This is a genomic window from Nocardia sp. NPDC049737 (assembly GCF_040674755.1).
In the GTDB taxonomy this organism is placed as follows: domain Bacteria; phylum Actinomycetota; class Actinomycetes; order Mycobacteriales; family Mycobacteriaceae; genus Nocardia.
Genome location: NZ_JBFANH010000013.1, coordinates 169191 through 185444, shown reverse-complemented (window position 1 = coordinate 185444; position 16254 = coordinate 169191). Strand labels below are relative to the sequence as shown.

Below are 16254 nucleotides of genomic sequence, written 5' to 3'. Positions count from 1 at the left end.
CGTTCTCCTCGTCAGGTCTCGAGATCGGCCAACCAGTGCAGGGCGCGCAGGCCGGGCACGAAGAAATACTCGCCTCCCCGTGTGACGACGAAAGCCGGCAAACCCTGTAGCCGCCGGCGAATCGGCTGTTGGGGGATGGTGAAGTGATCGCTTCCGCTGTTCGCGCCCGCGATCGGGTCCTTATCGCCGACGGGGCCATGAAAGAACTGCCCCTTGTTCACCCACTCCGACTGGACGAACTCGAATTGCCGCTCCAAGTTCGCGCCGACAAAGACGAACGCCAACCCTCGTTCGGCGCCATCGTCCTCGATGCCCCCGGGCGCAAGCATCGGGCCGTAACTGGTGCCGCGCCGGATCATGCGATGAAAACGCGCGAAGCCGCTGATGTCCGAGTCGCGCGGATTCAGACGTCGAATGTGCGAGCCGGGAGGGGTTTTCAAGCCCTGCGGATCGTCTTCCTTGAAAAGAAAATCGTTGTTGCGTTTCGGGTCGGCACCTAACTGAGGGTCATCGTGCATGGGACATAGCGCCAATGGCGCGCCGCTCTGCCAGCGCCCCATCATCTTCGCCGCGAGAAAGTCTTCCTCTTCCGGGCTCGAGGAGTTCGCCTTCAGATACTGGCGAAACGCCGCAACGCGTTGGTGCAGCTTGCGAAAAGCGACGTAGGTGCCGTTCTTACCCAGGACCTCGGGCCGCGGCATCGGAGACAGCTCATGCCGCTCATTCTCATAGCCCAGCAAAAACTCGCCCGCCTTAAGGGGCTTCTCTCGGGGGTTCGATCCCGGAATACCGCTGCCTTCAATTGCTGGATGACTGATGCCATCCCGGAACCCGAAGGCTTCTTTCTCCGTGGGCAGCACGTGACAATCCAGGCTCCATAGAGCGGTGACCCCGGAGAGTCCCTCAAACGCCGTCCGGGCACGGGCGAGTACGGGCTCGAGCCGCGCCGCGTCGGGCGAGAGCGCGCTGAGCCCGACATGGACATCCGGGGTCCCAAACGGCTTCTCCCAGTTTTCGGGGGCGCTGTCACCGACATCCCCCAGCTCTGCCGCGCGCGCGGCCATGCCCTGCTGGAACGCCAGGGGGAAGCTGTCGAGCGAGTCCTGCGCAACACCCAGCGCCTCGAGGCCCCGGAAGGTGAGTCCGGCACTGACCCAAGCCTGGTGGCTTGGATCCATCGGACTGGTGGCGTCGGCGATCGCCGGAATCAGCCTGCGTAACAGCTCGCGACCGGCGCGCCGGTCGTCGATGCGCAGCACAATATAGGCGCCGACATACGGCGAGGGCCGCGGATGTATGGCCCCGTTCTGGATATCATCCAATTCGAGCACGACAGGCTCTTCTTCTACTGTTGCCATGGATACGTTCGTCTCCATAACCGGTGGCCTCCGCCAACCGTTGCGCCGTGCGGGTTCAGCCCGCCGCTTCCTCCAGCAGCGGCTTCAACGCCGGGTGCTGGAGCGCCTGCGCGGCATCGGGGTGGTCGAGCACCTGTTGGAACGCCTGCTGCACACGCAGCGCCTTGTCGATCTCTTGCACGGTCGCGTCGTTGGTATTGGCGAAGATATCGGCTTCCGTCTGAGTCTCGACCAGCCAATTCTTGAACTCCTCCCACGACATGGAGTCGTAGCCGCCTTCGGGTGCCTCCACAAGGTGATTCATCCAGCCGAACTTGATCTGGCTCTTGTCGCCGCCAACCAGGGATGCGATGGCGTCATCGAAGTAGGGGTCGAAATCCAAGTCGAAGCTAATCGTGATGAGAAGCCGCGTACCGTTGTCGAGAACCACATACCTGGCGTCGTGAACGCCGATCTTCTTATACATGTCCCGTACATCCCCCCGGCTCGAAAGGCCCGCCGCAATCTCATTGATCACCTGCTCGGCATGTCCGGGCTTTATATGCCACAAGGCGCAATACTCGGTCACCGGCCCGCTCTTCTTGCCCTTTCGTGGCCGCCTGGCCGGCGTTGCCTGTTGCGTACTCGCCATGGCTATCTCCTTCGTAGTCGGTCACTTCTGACGTGTGACTCACTCCTCGCCCGTCCGGTTCATGAACCAGACCAGCAAAGGGATTTCGAAGTACCAGATCCTGATAGCCGGCAACGAGAACAAGGCCTCTCGTCACCCACGAGGGTCTCCGCCTGTGTGGAGCCGCCCGCCACGATCGAGTCTTCCACATCGATCCGTCGCCCACGACGTTTCCCCGACGTGAAGACAAACTTCGCAACTCTCACGGATTCCCGCTTCCTGCAACATTTCTGCACAAGTCGGGCCGGACTCCGTGATGCCAACGAACGAGACGGAACATTGACGTATGTGCCCCCGATTGGAGAGACAATTGTTATAGCTCTGCAAAAAGATCACAAGCAAATGGAGTTTTTGATACGAACGTGACAGCCACGTGCCCAGAACCCCGCCGCCGACCGCCCCGCCGGTCAACTCTCCCGCGAACGTTCGACACGCCCTGCCCTGGGCACGACGAAGTTGGGAACGGGGAACCGATCCGTGCGGGCGCACCGCAATCGTCAGACCGGGTAGGTACCCACGATGACCAGGCGTTTTTCAGTTGCCCATGTTTTGCGTGTCCTGCCGAGAGCACTTACCTGCGGCAGTGTTTCCGCAGGCTAAGGCGACTTTTGGCGTCGCAGGTACGATCCCTCAAAGGCACTATTCGTCGTTCATACGCGATTTCGCGCACACTGAAGACGCACAGGTCAAACGGCTACCCTGGTACAAACCTCTAGCAGCACGAGACCAGGAACCAAGTCGTCAGCGCGCTAAATTCAGCACCGGTCGACGTCGCAATGGTCCGCTTGCCATTTCAACAGTGCGGCAAGCGCCTTCGCCTGGGCGGTGGCAATGCGTTCTCCTTCCACACCGCCGACATATTAGATGTCGATCGGGGGCAGGCCAGGGTAGATGTCCTGCCAGCGGCAGCGACGGCAGTGGAAGTGCCAGTACACGTAGCCGGTCAAGAAGCGGTCTAGGTGCGGGCGTTGCTCGTCAGTGGCGAGATCCAGGATTCGGCGGTAGGCGGCCCGGCCGCCGTCGAGGCTCCTGCGGTAGGCGGCGAGGTAAGGAATGTTCTCCTGTACCGAGCGGCGATAGATCCTGCTGACGAGGAAGTCCTCACCATGCACCGCCTCCTTGTAGAAGGACAGGACGTCATTCATGTCGCTGAGAAACGCCTCACCGGAGCTCAGCGCCGCCGACCAGAATGCCCGATTGCGGTGGGCGCTCAAGCAGGGGTCGATGAACTGAAGTGAGGTGAACCAGAACTGGCCGTAGCCGTTGAAAGTGCGGACGAAGTCACTGTCGATCTCGTCGGACGCTTCCGGCGTGAACTCTGCCTCCATGAGGACGCCGGTAATCGCGTTGTAGAAGAAGGTCTTGTAGACGGCTAGGAATGTCGGATCACAGAACCGCGCGACTTCGGTGAACATGTGCTGGATGTATCCGGTGTACGACGATGATGCGGACTGCCCAGCCAGCATGCCGTCCCGCATGATGGCTTCGGCTTCCACGGGATCGTGGCAGCACACATCGTCGACGTTGAGGGTGAATACCCAGAGGCGGTCGAGGGCAAGGGCGAGCGCGTCGTCGGCGACGGGCACCAGCAGGGCGCGCATCTGCGTGAGGTCCCTGGTGGTGGCAGCGGGAACGGTGACGCCAAAGGCCTCGAACTCGGTGGTGAGCGTGTTGACGTTGGCGCGGACCTGCGCGAGGTTGATGGGCGGGTCGAAGTCCGCAGTGCGGGCGATCATTTCGTCGACCAGGCCGGAGGCCAGGACGCTGGCGACCATCGCGCGGTGGCCGGCGTCGGGGACGGCGGCAAGGGCGCGGCGCCCGGAGAAGTGAAGGACGTCAAGGCCGGGCGGTCGAAGGTGCCTGATCGGAGGGCGGCCTGTCGACGGGAGGCGTACCGCGCGGCCCCGTGGCTTGGGCCGGGACCGGTCCGGGGTTCGATTCGCGGTGTGCACGCTCGGGGATGCTGCTTCCTTGAACGCTGCTTCCGTGAACAGGGTCTCGGCATCCTTGCCGGTGAGTGCCTCCGCCGCCGCGACCCCCGAGGCGCAGCCGGATTCGTGGAAGCCGTCGCCATGGTAAGAGCCCGCGAAGGCGAGGACGTGATCGGACAGCGCGGGCAGGCGGCGTTGGGCCGCGGCGGACCGCAGGGTCATGGTCGGGTGGCGGAAGACCTCACGGGCCAGCACACTGGCCGGATTCACCGGAGTGAAGGGGTCGTAGGTCACCCAGTACGTCGTGGACGATGTCTCACCGCGCATTCGATTCATGTTTGCGTGGGCAGTGAGCGGCGGCAGATGTGGGTTAGTACAGGACAGTTGGATCGCGACACCGGCGCTGCCTGATCCGGTGGGCAGCATGCTCTCGTCCGTGTGCAGCACCGCCTCGAGCGGCGTGTAGTCGAACGCGTTGAGTACGGACCGTTGCTCGGCGGTGGGTTCGGTGAGCAAGGCGAGCGCCTGCGGGGCGTGCAAGGCCAGCACGGCCTTGTCGAAGTGGTGGATGTTCCCGGCGGCGTCCCGGATGGCGACTCCGTCGCCGGTACGGCTGACCGCGCGTACCGGTGTCGAGGTTTTGATCGAGGTCACGGTAGCGGCGATGCGCTTGATGTAGGCCGCACTACCTTCGGACAGCACGTACCAGGATCGGAATGCCTCGGCACCGCCGAGGAGCCCGTAGCGGTCCAGCACGTTGGTCAGATACCCGATGGGGGTGTACCTGAGGTCCGTCAGGAGCCATACCCGCAACCGGGGGTAGACGAAGTGCTCAGCGAAGTAAGTGGAAAACTCTTCCTTGAGCAGAAACTGCTCGAGGGTGGTGTCCGGCTCGGCGTGAATGGCCTCTCGCAGGTGCGACACGAATCGCTTGGAGTCCTCGACGCATCGGTGCCAGACGTGTTCGCTGACGCCAGGTGGGCGGCACGGGAGGCTGGCCAGCTCCATGGGATCGTCGCTGCGGTGGGCGAATCCACAGTCGGAGCACGACACCTCCGTGGACACGTCCACTGGCTTAGTCGCCACTCCGAGGTCCTTCACTAGCCGGGTGAAGTTCGGGTAGTGGATGGTGCTGGCAATCGCGAACGCCATCTCCGCAGGCCAGCCGGGTTCGGGATGCCGGGTGTCGACGTGACCGCCCAGGCGGGAGTCTGCCTCGAACACGGTGACCTCGAACTTGTTGCGCAGCAAGTAGGCCGCAGTCATACCGGACACACCGGAGCCGATGACCGCAACACTCGGAGCCATCTGTATTCCTTCCATATCGTCGAGCGCGATGGGGGTCGCGCGTGAGCGGATATCGGCCCGATCAACGAAACCCACGCCGAACTACAGAGCAGAGGTAGTCACCGTCGCGCGCCTGCCAACAGCTTGCCGCGCGGTGGCGGTGCCGAAACCGTTGGGGCGCACGGGGATCGCCCCAGTGATGTCGGTGATATCCAGTGCCGTCGTGTTGGGCCCAGTCGTGTTGGGCACAGCGCTGAGCCGTTGCGCGATGGACATTAGTTCCGCTGCGGCTTTCGACTCCGGATTCGCCGCCCGTAGACACTTCAGAGCCGCATCGCGTTGGCGCTGCGCTTCCGCACGTGCCCAAGAGTGTCCCCCAGCCTGCTCGATGAGCTCGGCGCAGGTCCGCAGATCGGCATCGTCCAGCGGATCGGCGCGATAGTACAGCTGGGCCAACCGCCTGGCGGCGCTGTTGCCAGTGACCAGGGCGGCCACCACTGGCAGTGACTTCTTGCGGGTACGTAGGTCGGACAGTACGGGCTTGCCGGTGGTGGCCGGATCGCCCCAGATGCCGAGGAGATCGTCGACGAGTTGGAATGCGAGGCCGAGGTGCTCGCCGAACTGGCGTAGCTGCCGGACTCGTTGTGGCGTGGCTCCGGCGGCAATCGCGCCAAGCTCGCACGCGGCGGCGAACAATGAGCTGGTCTTGTTGCCGGCCATCTCGATGCACTCGTCGAGCCGCACGTCAGACCGGCCTTCGAACGCCATGTCGGCGACTTGGCCGTCAACCACCCGCAGCAGTGCCGCATTGAGTCGAGGCACCCCCTCGGTGGCCAGCGGCGGCCTGTCGGCGATGAGAGCCTCAGTAGCCAGTGTTACCAGGGCGTCACCGGCGAGGATGGCTGCAGGTATGCCGTAGACCGTCCACGCGGTGGGGCGGTGGCGCCGGGTGCGGTCGGAGTCTATGACGTCGTCATGCAGCAATGAGGAGTTGTGCGCCAGCTCGACCGCGATGGCCGCGTTGGTCGCGCGTTCGGCGGTGCCGCCGACGGCCCGCGCCGCGAGCATCGCCAAAGTGGGCCGCACCGCCTTGCCCGCACCTTCTGCCTGGGGACGGCCCTGTTCGTCCCACCAGCCGAAGTGGTAGCCGATGACCTGGCGCGTCGCTGGGTTCATCTGGTCCACCGCTGCCTGTAGGCCGGGGGTGATCAGCTCACGGGCGCGCGCGAAGGGGTCCGCATCAGCGGTGGGGGCCATGGGCGCTCCCGAGCTGAACGTTCTCCAGCACGCCCAGGGCGTCCGGCACCAGCACGGCCACCGAGTAGTAGCAGGTGATCAGGTAGTTGACGATCGCCTTCTCGTCGATGCTCATGAACCGCACGCTCAGGCCGGGCTCGTACTCGTCGACCAGGCCGGTCTTGCGCAGACCGATGACGCCCCGTTCCGCTTCGCCGGTGCGCACCACCATGATCGACGTGGTGCGCCGATCGCTGATCGGGATTTTCCAGCAGGGATAGATGGGCACACCGCGCCATGCGGACAGTCGACCGCCGGGGACGTGGATGGTTTCCGGGGAAACACCCTGTCGGGTGCACTCGTCGCGGAAGGCGGCAATGGCATCCGGATGGGCGAGAATGAAACTGGGGTTCTTCCAGACGGTGTTAAGCAACTGATCCATGTCGTGCGGAGTGGGCGGGCCGCTACGGGTGTAGATCCGTTGGCTGAAGTCCGCATTGTGCAGCAGGCCGAATTCCTTGTTGTTGACCAGCTCGTACTCCTGACGCTCCCGCACCGCTTCGATGGTCAGTCGCAGTTGCTGCTCGAGCTGGTCGATCGGTTCGTTGTAGAGGTCGGAGACCCGGGTGTGCACTCGAAGGATGGTCTGCGCGATGTTCAGCTCGTATTCGCGTGGCTCGAGTTCATAGTCGACGAATGTGCCTGCGATGGGAACCTCACCGCGATGACCGGACATGACGTCCACACCGGCCTCGCCATGAGCGTTCTGCGATTTTCCTCTGGTCGCTTGATAGCGCTCCAGCTGGTCGCGCAGTGCCTCGGACTGTTCGAGCAGCTCCTGGAAGGCCGACTTTGGCAGTGACATCACCGTGCAGGCTGTGGTGGCCTTGATCGAGTAATTCCAGGCACTCTCGGGGCCGATCAATGCTTCGTTGCCGAAATAGTCACCGTCGGCGATGATTTCCAGGATCGACTCTTCCCCGAACTCGCCTTCGCTGAGTTTGGTGAGCCGTCCGTGTACGAGCAGATGGAGCTGGTCGGCTTGAGTGCCTGCCGCTACCAACACTTCCCCCGGTTCGTATTCATGTTGGGTGAATCTGTCGGCAAGGGCTTGCAACGCGTCGGTATCGGCGAAATTCCGCAGCCATGGGAGTTCGGTCAGCTCGGCCGGAATGACCTGTACCGCATTGCCGGTGGCGTGGAAGTTCAGTCGCCCGTCGCCCAGCGTGTAGTTCAGCCGCCGGTTGACCCGGTACGCACCACCCCTGGCCTCCACCCAAGGCAACTGGTCAAGCAGCCAGCGCGGGGTGATGCCCTGCATCTGCGGTACGGACTTGGTCGTCGACGACAGCTTGCGCGCGGCCGCTGTGCTCAGACTGAGCTGCCCGGCGCCGTTGTGCCCGTTGAACTCTGGCACGACTCACCACCATTCACAATAGACAGATATAGACGGGACAGACGGTGTCACAATGACCTGATCTCAGCAAGATCGCCAGTGTGTTGCAGGCGATTCGAGCCGATCCCATTCGGTGTCGGTGAACCGCCCTGGGTTTGGTAGCAATGCCGTTAACTTTGGAGGTTTGCTCAGGTCAACGCCGTGGACTGGTGCTGATTCGGTCCGCATATGAGATCGGCTGTGCAGCAGTTGGTTTCGGACTATGGCGCCGGTTCGTGGCGGAGTTGGAGGCGGCCGGTCGGCTGACTGATCGGATCGGTCTGGGTGTGCTGACGAGGGTTGTGGGTCCGGATCCGGTCGATGAGGTGCTGGTGGCGACCGGGCGGACCGAGAGGCGGCGGCGACTGTTGCCTGGCGATCTGGTCAGCCGGTCGTTCACGCGATCGCGGCCAAATCAGTTGTGGGTCACCGACATTACCGAGCATCACACCCGGGAAGGCAAGGTGTACTGCGCGGTCGTGCTCGACACGTTCTCCCGCCGGGTCGTCGGCTGGTCGATCGACTCGACCCAGACCGCCGCGCTGGTGACCAACGCGCTGGGAATGGCCATCGCCAACCGTTCACCGCGGGCCGGGACGATCATTCATTCCGACCACGGGGTGCAATTCACGCCCTGGGCCTTCACCGACAGGGCCCGCCAGTCGGGGCTGGTCCCGTCGATGGGCTCGATCGGCGACTGCTACGACAACGCCGTCATCGAATCCTTTTGGGGCAGAATGCAAATCGAGCTACTGAACCGGCAACGATGGAGAACCAGAATCGAGCTGGCCAACGCGATCTTCGAATACCTGGAGATCTTCCACAACCGTCGACGCCGTCATTCGGCCCTCGGAATGCGATCCCCGATCGAGTACGAGATGATGCAGTCATCCATCCAACCCGTGGCCTAAAGTCCAGTATTCCGACTCCACGAAACCCGGGGAACATCAGCATCGCTACCAAACCCAGGGCGGTTCACTGCCCCCACTGCGGCGAAGCGATCACCATTGTCGCGCTACTCACCACCCTAGAAGCAGCCCGGCCCAGCATCCCTACAGACAACATAATCGTCCCGCTACACCGCCCAACCTGATAACCTCAAACCCTGCTCCGCCTGGGGAATTTCGGCGAGCAAGTCTGAGGATTCTTCTCAAGCGCTATCACCGTTCCAGCGATCTGCGGGTTCAGCAACTCCGGATAGCGTCCAGGAGTTGCAACACGGCATATCCGTCCGAACGTCAAATCGGATAAACACCCACGATGACCAGGCGTTTTCCGGTTGCCCATGTTTTGCGTGCCCTGCCGAGGGCACAAACCTGCGACAGCGTTTCCGCAGGTCAACAGGATTTTCCGGACAATACCGGAATAGCCGCATTGAGAAATGCCAGGTCAGACGCGGTTCTTGTAGGGCACATCGAACATGGGAACCCACACCGAGCAAATGCGACCGTCCGCGCCGGACAACCGGGCCGACCGACACGAGCGCGTCACACCCCGCCCCCTTTCGATCAACGATGCCCCGCTTCACTGAACTTGTTGCAAAACAACAATATTGAGTCGCGCACGCTTCTACACCCCCTGCGCTCTCGACCGCCACCGATCACCCGCTCAGCGGCACTATCGTGCGTTGCTGTAGGGACGTAATATCGGGACTTCGCTTACGGCCGGATCAGGTTCTGGCCCTTCAGGAATCGAGAAAGTCGACGAGTAGCGGCACCAGCGTCGCCGGGCGGTCGAGGGGGATGATGTGACCACAGTCCTCGATCAAGTGCCCGGTCAAGGTGTCGGCGACCGGACGGAGTTGGTTTTCGAGTGTGGTTCCGACCGGGTGGGATCCGATGGCCATCGTCGGCACGGTGAGCCGGGCGGTGTCGACAGCCCGCCGGATCTGCTCAGCGCTGGTGGGCATCGCCCGATAATAGGAGAAAGCGCACCGCAGGGAATCAGTGCCGGTGTAGGCGGCGACGAAGGCATCGCGGGTTTGTGCGGGGATGCCGCGACCCTGGGTTCCGGTCGTCAGAAACCAGTCGAGGTAATCGGATTCGTTTCCGGCAAGGACTTTTTCGGCAAGACCCGGCACCGCGTGAAAACCGAACCACCAGGGCGGCCCACCGGCTAGAAAGGTTTCGGCACCGGGCAGCGTGCCCAGCAGCGATTCCATGAGTACCAGCCGGTTGACTCGTTCGGGCCGCCGCATCGCCAGTAGGAATGCCGGCGGAGCACCGGCATCGATCGCGACGACGGAGGCGCTGGTTTCACCCAGGGCGTCGAGCAGCCCCTCGGCGTCGGTGGCAAGTGTGCCCGCGTCGTAGCCGTCCTGTGCTCGTGTGCTGGCGCCGAGGCCGCGCAGGTCCGGCGCGATCACCCGGTGTCGTCGGACGAGTGGGCCCATCACCTCGCGCCATAGCTGCCAGGTGTGTGGAAAGCCGTGCAGCAGCAGGACTGCCGGTCCGGTGCCGGCGATCGCCACGTTCGCTTTGATCCCGTTGGTTGCCACCATCCGCACTGTGAGATCTGGCAGTTCGTGAGACATTCGATCCTCCGCTAGCCGGTTACTGATAGTTACTAGCTGACCGTAGGTAACCTGAGGTAGCCTGCCAAGACGGCACTTTCGATACAGGTGGTGAGCTCCAGGTGGCTACCCGAACCAGCACAGGCCAGCGCGGGGATCTGTTCGCTCCGGACTGCCCGACCCGTCGGCTTCTGGATCGGCTCGGCACCAAATGGGTGTCCATGGTGGTGAAACTGCTCGCCGAGGCCGCGCCCGGCGAGGTGCGCTTCGCCGAACTGCAGCGTCGGATGCCCGGCGTATCGCAGAAGATGCTGTCGGTGACTCTGCAAAGCCTGTCCCGCGACGGGTTGGTCGCCCGCCGCGTCGAACCCACCGTTCCCCCGCGCGTTCACTATCGCCTTACCGATCTCGGGCTCTCCCTGGAAAATCCGCTGGCCGCGCTGCGGGCGTGGGCGGAGGAGCACATGGCCGAGATCGACGCCGCCCCAAAACCTGAGGACCACGCATGACCCTCAGGTCGATCCCGGCGATAGCCACGAAGATTCCCACGGTGTGTGGCGGCGTTACGTGGCCGTCAGCGGGTCGAAGACGAGACGGCGCACCTAGCGGCCGTCGCTCGGGTCGATTAGGCGAATGATCCGCTAATCGGCCTTACCGCGCGTTCGACAGAAGGAGTGGATGCTCGGCTGGGTCTGACCCCACCCCTGCCGTCGTCATTCGTGAACATCGTCGAAGTGGGTGTAAGTGGCGACACGCCACCAGGATTCGCGAACAACTGACACCACAGTTCGCGGGCAGAGCCAATCGTTGTCACGGTAGTCGAGTCCGAGCCGGTACTACCTGTCCTGCGACAGGAACGTCACCAGCAAGGACTGTGCAGGCTGGTCGCTGTGTGTCTGCCGCAGAACGGATCCGAGAGCCAGACACGTCCTCAGTGTGCGAGTCTGGTCAACGATATGGAGGCCGGCCGCGATTGGCGACAATTGGCGTCAGCCGGGTAGTTTGCCGAGCAGCCAGCTGCCGACACCTTCCGGATTCTCGTCGAAGTAATAGTCGTGGATGGCTTGTAGCAGATCGTCAGTGGTGACTAAGCCGTCGCCGTCGGTGTCGAGCCTGCGGTGGATTTCGCGGGCATCGTCGGCAGGCAGGTGCATGAGCGCCCCCGTCCAGCGGACGTGCTCCTCGGCGCTCAGTTTGCCGTCGCCGTCGAAGTCGGCGATCGCCATGATCGCTGCGAGGAACGGCCGATAGCCCTGTTCGAATGATTCCTCGGTCACCAGCAGACCCTCCGCGAAAGCCTGCTTGTACTCGGATAGATCGACCGATCCGTCGATGTCTACATCGCCCGCCGATGCCAGGCGCCCCCACAACTGCAGGCTCAGTTGCAGCAACTGTTGCGCGGCAGGCGAATCCGGCTCGTGGCCGAACTCCGCGGCTACCGCGCGCGCCGAACTGTCGAAATCGCTGCGCTCGATCCGGCCGTCTCCGTCGAAGTCGAACGTCTCGAACCGCCGCTCCAGCTTGCGCGTCAAGAACTCACTGATCTCCATGGCCTGCCCCATCCACTCGAATCCGATCGCGACACCGTCGGCACCGTGACCGGTCGGCCACCAGCGGAATTCTCCGCTGATCCCGACCGCGCCACGCCACGAATCCCGATTCCCGGCTCTCAACCACAACGCCGTTATTCCAAAGGCTTGCCGCCGTCGACAGTGACGACTCGCCGGCCGGTCTTCGCATCGGGTAGCACCACGTGGTCGCATAGGCAGTGGGTGTGCAACCGGCCGACCGGTGAACACGCCGGTAGGACCGCGGTCTATAGATGAACATTGAGTCAGACGCGCGATCGCCGCCCGGCTGCACAGCGACTCGCTGGAACGCCCACGCAGCCGCATGAGGGTGTGCCGAGTGCCGTTGTTGCCTGGGTGCCTATAGTATTCCCGCCGCGCGGAAGAGCCGGTCATAAATCGCACGTACGGTCTCCTGCTTGCGTGCGTTGTAGTCCATGACGTGCCTAGGCCGTGTCTCAGTAGTGGTTTGTGTTGTGGGGCGCTGGGAAGCGGCGTCCGGCCGAGGTAGCAACTGTAAGTGGATATAGCGGTAGATACCCAACATCAGTCGTGAGCTTGCGGCCATACTCGCCGGATCCAAACGCGTCGTCACCGGCTGGCTGAACACACTCAATTCGGCATTCTCGGACGTTCCACGCGGACGCCAACGGCCCGAGATAGCCTCGGGCCGTTGATCTTCGTACTGTCGCATCTGGCCCGCAGGCAGGGGTGCCGACAGCATCCTCGATGACGAAATCCAGCTGGGGACTTCGAATATGCCGCTACTTGACCGAGTTGGCCAACCGATCGGCATAGGGGGCAGTGAATTTTCCGACGATGGGAAGCTGCGCGCGGACACCGCCGGTGTTGTTCGCCTGGACCATGGCCATGATCCAGACGACGACCGCGAAGACCGCGACTGCGAGTCCGGCGAGGCTGAAGATGATCCCCAGGACTCCGAGGAGCGAGCCGACGATGCTCAGAACAATATTGACCACCGAGACCGCCCCGAAGAAGACGATCGATTGCGAGGCATGGAATTTCACATCGGGATCGTTCTTTCCCACGAACAGAAAGATGATTCCGGTGAGCCACCCCAGTGCGTACGACAGGATCGCGCTGGTCTTTTTGTCCAAACCGGCGGACTGCGGTTGGTTCATGGGAGATTGAGAAGATGTCATGGGGCAAGTAGATGCCGCGCGCGCCACCTACCGATCCCAGGTTTCAGCCCGAGCCCACAGGTCGCAGGCCAGCCGGCGACCGGGATCCCGGACGTGGTTCTCTCGACGAGACGACTGCCGGCGACCTCGAAACGCCTGGGTGATGGCTCATTACACAATCGAGCACCGAAAGATCCGCAGAGTAGCCGAGTCAGTCTTCGAGCAAGGGTCGCTGCACGGTCATCGTCATGGCGCGGTGCGTTCGGTCGGCCTCGGATCGATACAGCCACTTGCAGGTCGCCTGCACCGCTCCGACCGGTTCGATCAGCGCGGTTGCCGACATGAGCGCGCACAGATGTCTACAACCATGCGGCATTTGCTGGTCGGTCCACATAGGGATGGTTTCGACGATCATCAAGCATCCTCACCGACATGGCCATCCGCGTGAGGCCATTCACGCGAGCATGACAGAACACATCCGGAATTCGGCAGATCAGTGCGTTCGTCCGGTCGAGATGAACTCGGCCCGTTGATCTTTCAGTCCTGCCGCATGGCCGCTTCGAACCGCCCGCCTCCGGTGATACAGCGCCTTTCGGAAACGAGCCACAAGTGGACGCGGCCCGCGCTGGCGCTTACACGGTAGACGTGCAGTCGGTCCTCGCGGCCCTCCGAACAGAGGTCGAGGCAGCGGGCTCGGCCTCAGCTTGCTGCCGCCAGCACCCTCCATACCTTTCTGGAACGCGAGCGGGCCTGCGGAGCCGCGTATTCGATTCGCTGGCGCGCTTCGTGGGCACTGATACGCAGCAGATCAGTCAATAGGTCCACGGTGTCCCGATAGCCTGTGTCTGCGGCGAGGCTACGACGCTCGGCTTCGGCGACGGCCGCGCGCATGGCAGCATCCAGTCGCCTCCGACGGCGTTCGGTTTCAACGAGGGTGCGCAGCAAATCGACATCGGCCAGTTCCGACCATCCCGGTGCTGGAGCATCGGGCGCCGCCGCGATCGAATGTATGTTCACCTGAACCAGTCTACTCCATTGTCGAACATACGTTCGACATTTCGGCTTGCTGGATTATGCCCGACCCTGGCGTCACTGTCGGTGCGCTGCTGGCGGCCTGGCGGCGCGGCGCATTCGCACGGCATTCGGCAGAAGCGGACATTCGCCAACCGCGCGCCCAGCGGCAGATGCGGACGTTCCCGAACGCGCGGGTCGCGGCATTACCGAGTGTTCGAGCGTGTCCTTCCCAGCAAACCAGCTGATACGAGACACAGACACATTGCGGCACGCCACCGGGCACTGTCAGGCCCTGCCGCCTCGGATCAAACAGTCTCGGCGGATCGTTCGTGGTCCCGTCCAAGTCGGGGGTTACAGTGCTCCCGACATCGTCAATCCATGAGGGAGGGCCCTCCTCCGTCGGCCAGTGCCGCCATGGCGATCGGAGCGACAGACCGTCAGGCGTTCGAACCCGCCTTGTCCCGTGACTGCAGGCTGTGGATCCCTCTCCCCGACGCACGAGTCTTATTCCCGATGCTGGTCGAACGCACCGGTCATTCCACAACTCGCGCCCAGGCGTCTCGAACCGTGGCCAGCGCAGTCTCAGCCGTAATCACCAGCCGGGTCTGCCCGGCCAATTGGGTGTTCCAGTCGTCTTCGCCCGGTGCATGATCGAACAATTGCGGACTGGGGAACCGGTTTGTCGGACCGTATCTCCTGTACAACGCTCCCGCAGCACTGTCGATCGCGCCGATGCGGCTCAGTGCCCAAAGGTCCCAGAGGTCGCGTGATGCGCGCCGGTCGTGCCATGTCACCGTCTTCCCTGCAGCAAAGGCCGACAAAGTGGGAACGAACAGCTCGGCCGGCGGCACGTCGCTGTAACGCTGCTCTAGACCGCGGAGTTCGGCAGGCCACACCGTTCGCCCGCGTGCCGACAGCAACTGGATCTTGACGGACACACCGGACGCGGAGCGAAGGTTGGCCAGCCCCGCGTCCGAGACATCGCTCAGCGACGGCGCCCATTCCAGCCGACCGTAGCTCCGCGCGACGGATCGCGGCAAAGCTGCGTCGAGTTCGGCTGCCAGTACCGTTCGGTTGTCCAACGCAACCAGATCGATGTCTTCACTGAGCCTGCCACTCACCAGATGCGTACGGGCAAGAGCAGTTCCGCCGATGAAATGCAACCGGTCACCGAATCCTCGGCTGACTGCCGCCAGCAGATGGGAGATCAGATAGTCGCGCTCGACCTGCTCCGAAGAAACTCCGAATTGAATTGCGACACTGTCACGTTCGTCGATGCTCATACTCCGCCCCAACTTTCCGCACGTCGAAGCGCCACACCCAGACGCTGATCCGTAGCGAGCTGTGTGAGTCTCGCCGAATCACACCGGCGGTAGAGCGTCTCGATCGCCGAACGAACCTCGGCCTCGGCATTGCCCAGCTCCGGGCGTCGGGCAAGATCGAGCACCGTCTGTTCCGGAGTTGTGACCAGCGCTGGACCCAGTGAAGTTTCGATACGCTCGGCGTCGAGAGCGTCGGTATCTCGGCGGACGAACCGAACCTGTGCCGAACGGTCGGTCAGTGCGATCGGCCGATGCTGACTCGGAACCGCGACAACCGCAGTCGCCAATGCACGAGGTATGGCTCCCAGCAGGCGGGCCGCGCTGATGCCCATGACGACGATCTGATCCGCCCCGTAAATCGATGACGCGATACCCGCGGCCGCCGCCTCGAGACCGGGCAGCCAGGGCCGGCCGATGTAGTCCGGTGGGACGATGATGTAGTAGCCGTGAGCGATGCGGTGCAGCACTCCTCGATCGACGAGCCGCGCGATCTCGGGCCGCGGTTGGGCGTAGATGTCGGCCAAGTCCTGGGGCCGCACAGTTCGAAGCGGTGCCCGCCAGAGCTTACTGGGCAGCGGTGTACTGCGACGCTCGGCCACCAGCACCACCTCCGGAACTATGCATATTGTTGGCTATTACCCAACGAAATGCATACTACCGCAGAATGGCCACTACCTCGTCCACCGCCCGGATTTGTCGGCGGCCCCGTGGTTGCCAACGGACACTGCGCGATCGGCAGCGCTCAGACCGGATACACCTCCACGACGACCAGGCGTTCT

At 63.1% G+C, this 16254-nt stretch carries 14 protein-coding genes; 2 read left to right on the top strand and 12 right to left on the bottom strand.

Translation table 11 applies throughout. The features are described 5' to 3' along the window. Window positions 1-11: 11 nt before the first annotated feature. The 5 genes from AB0J47_RS19510 to AB0J47_RS19490 all read right to left on the bottom strand — a co-directional run bounded on the left by AB0J47_RS19510 (window position 12) and on the right by AB0J47_RS19490 (window position 7899). Window positions 12-1358 carry a Dyp-type peroxidase gene (locus tag AB0J47_RS19510; protein WP_364347298.1) on the bottom strand — a complete coding sequence of 449 codons (1347 nt, stop codon included), beginning with the start codon at window positions 1356-1358 and terminating at the stop codon, window positions 12-14. 55 nt (window positions 1359-1413) lie between these two features. Then, window positions 1414-1989 carry a hypothetical protein gene (locus AB0J47_RS19505; RefSeq protein WP_364347296.1) on the bottom strand — a complete coding sequence of 192 codons (576 nt, stop codon included), beginning with the start codon at window positions 1987-1989 and terminating at the stop codon, window positions 1414-1416. 899 nt (window positions 1990-2888) lie between these two features. Next, window positions 2889-5267, bottom strand: a complete 2379-nt coding sequence (locus AB0J47_RS19500; RefSeq protein ID WP_364347294.1) for an FAD-dependent oxidoreductase — start codon at window positions 5265-5267, stop codon at window positions 2889-2891. Between the two features lie 81 nt (window positions 5268-5348). After that, window positions 5349-6503 (bottom strand): polyprenyl synthetase family protein, encoded by a 1155-nt coding sequence (locus tag AB0J47_RS19495; RefSeq protein WP_327098620.1) that lies wholly within the window; start codon window positions 6501-6503, stop codon window positions 5349-5351. Continuing rightward, window positions 6487-7899 carry a family 2B encapsulin nanocompartment shell protein gene (locus AB0J47_RS19490; RefSeq protein ID WP_327098619.1) on the bottom strand — a complete coding sequence of 471 codons (1413 nt, stop codon included), beginning with the start codon at window positions 7897-7899 and terminating at the stop codon, window positions 6487-6489. The genes AB0J47_RS19495 and AB0J47_RS19490 overlap by 17 nt, the downstream gene beginning before the upstream one ends. A 143-nt stretch (window positions 7900-8042) precedes the next feature. On the opposite strand from AB0J47_RS19490, the gene AB0J47_RS19485 reads away from it, so the two are divergent. Further along, entirely contained in the window at window positions 8043-8828 is a 786-nt protein-coding gene (locus AB0J47_RS19485) for an IS3 family transposase (protein ID WP_364347291.1), read from the top strand. A 773-nt stretch (window positions 8829-9601) separates the two neighbouring features. On the opposite strand, the gene AB0J47_RS19480 is transcribed toward AB0J47_RS19485, so the two are convergent. Then, on the bottom strand, window positions 9602-10450 hold the full coding sequence (locus tag AB0J47_RS19480) for an alpha/beta hydrolase (RefSeq protein WP_364347289.1): 849 nt from the start codon (window positions 10448-10450) through the stop codon (window positions 9602-9604). A 101-nt stretch (window positions 10451-10551) separates the two neighbouring features. On the opposite strand from AB0J47_RS19480, the gene AB0J47_RS19475 reads away from it, so the two are divergent. Continuing rightward, a complete protein-coding gene (locus AB0J47_RS19475; RefSeq protein WP_364347287.1) occupies window positions 10552-10938 on the top strand; it encodes a helix-turn-helix domain-containing protein in 387 nt (128 codons plus the stop codon). Window positions 10939-11418: 480 nt separating this feature from the next. Here the strand turns inward: AB0J47_RS19475 and AB0J47_RS19470 are convergent, their stop codons facing one another. The 6 genes from AB0J47_RS19470 to AB0J47_RS19445 form a co-directional block, all read right to left on the bottom strand. Then, on the bottom strand, window positions 11419-12102 hold the full coding sequence (locus AB0J47_RS19470) for an EF-hand domain-containing protein (RefSeq protein ID WP_364347285.1): 684 nt from the start codon (window positions 12100-12102) through the stop codon (window positions 11419-11421). Window positions 12103-12761: 659 nt separating this feature from the next. Continuing rightward, window positions 12762-13139: a DUF4870 domain-containing protein gene (locus AB0J47_RS19465; protein WP_364347283.1), complete on the bottom strand. Its 378-nt coding sequence runs from the start codon at window positions 13137-13139 to the stop codon at window positions 12762-12764. Between the two features lie 211 nt (window positions 13140-13350). Further along, complete coding sequence (locus AB0J47_RS19460) at window positions 13351-13554, bottom strand: hypothetical protein (RefSeq protein WP_364347281.1); 204 nt, start codon at window positions 13552-13554, stop codon at window positions 13351-13353. Window positions 13555-13838: 284 nt separating this feature from the next. Next, window positions 13839-14156, bottom strand: a complete 318-nt coding sequence (locus tag AB0J47_RS19455) for a DUF222 domain-containing protein (RefSeq protein WP_364347279.1) — start codon at window positions 14154-14156, stop codon at window positions 13839-13841. Window positions 14157-14686: 530 nt separating this feature from the next. Beyond that, window positions 14687-15436, bottom strand: a complete 750-nt coding sequence (locus tag AB0J47_RS19450; protein WP_364347277.1) for a nucleotidyl transferase AbiEii/AbiGii toxin family protein — start codon at window positions 15434-15436, stop codon at window positions 14687-14689. Continuing rightward, window positions 15433-16074: a type IV toxin-antitoxin system AbiEi family antitoxin gene (locus AB0J47_RS19445; RefSeq protein WP_364347275.1), complete on the bottom strand. Its 642-nt coding sequence runs from the start codon at window positions 16072-16074 to the stop codon at window positions 15433-15435. Before AB0J47_RS19445 ends, AB0J47_RS19450 begins: the two co-directional genes overlap by 4 nt. Window positions 16075-16254 lie beyond the last annotated feature (180 nt).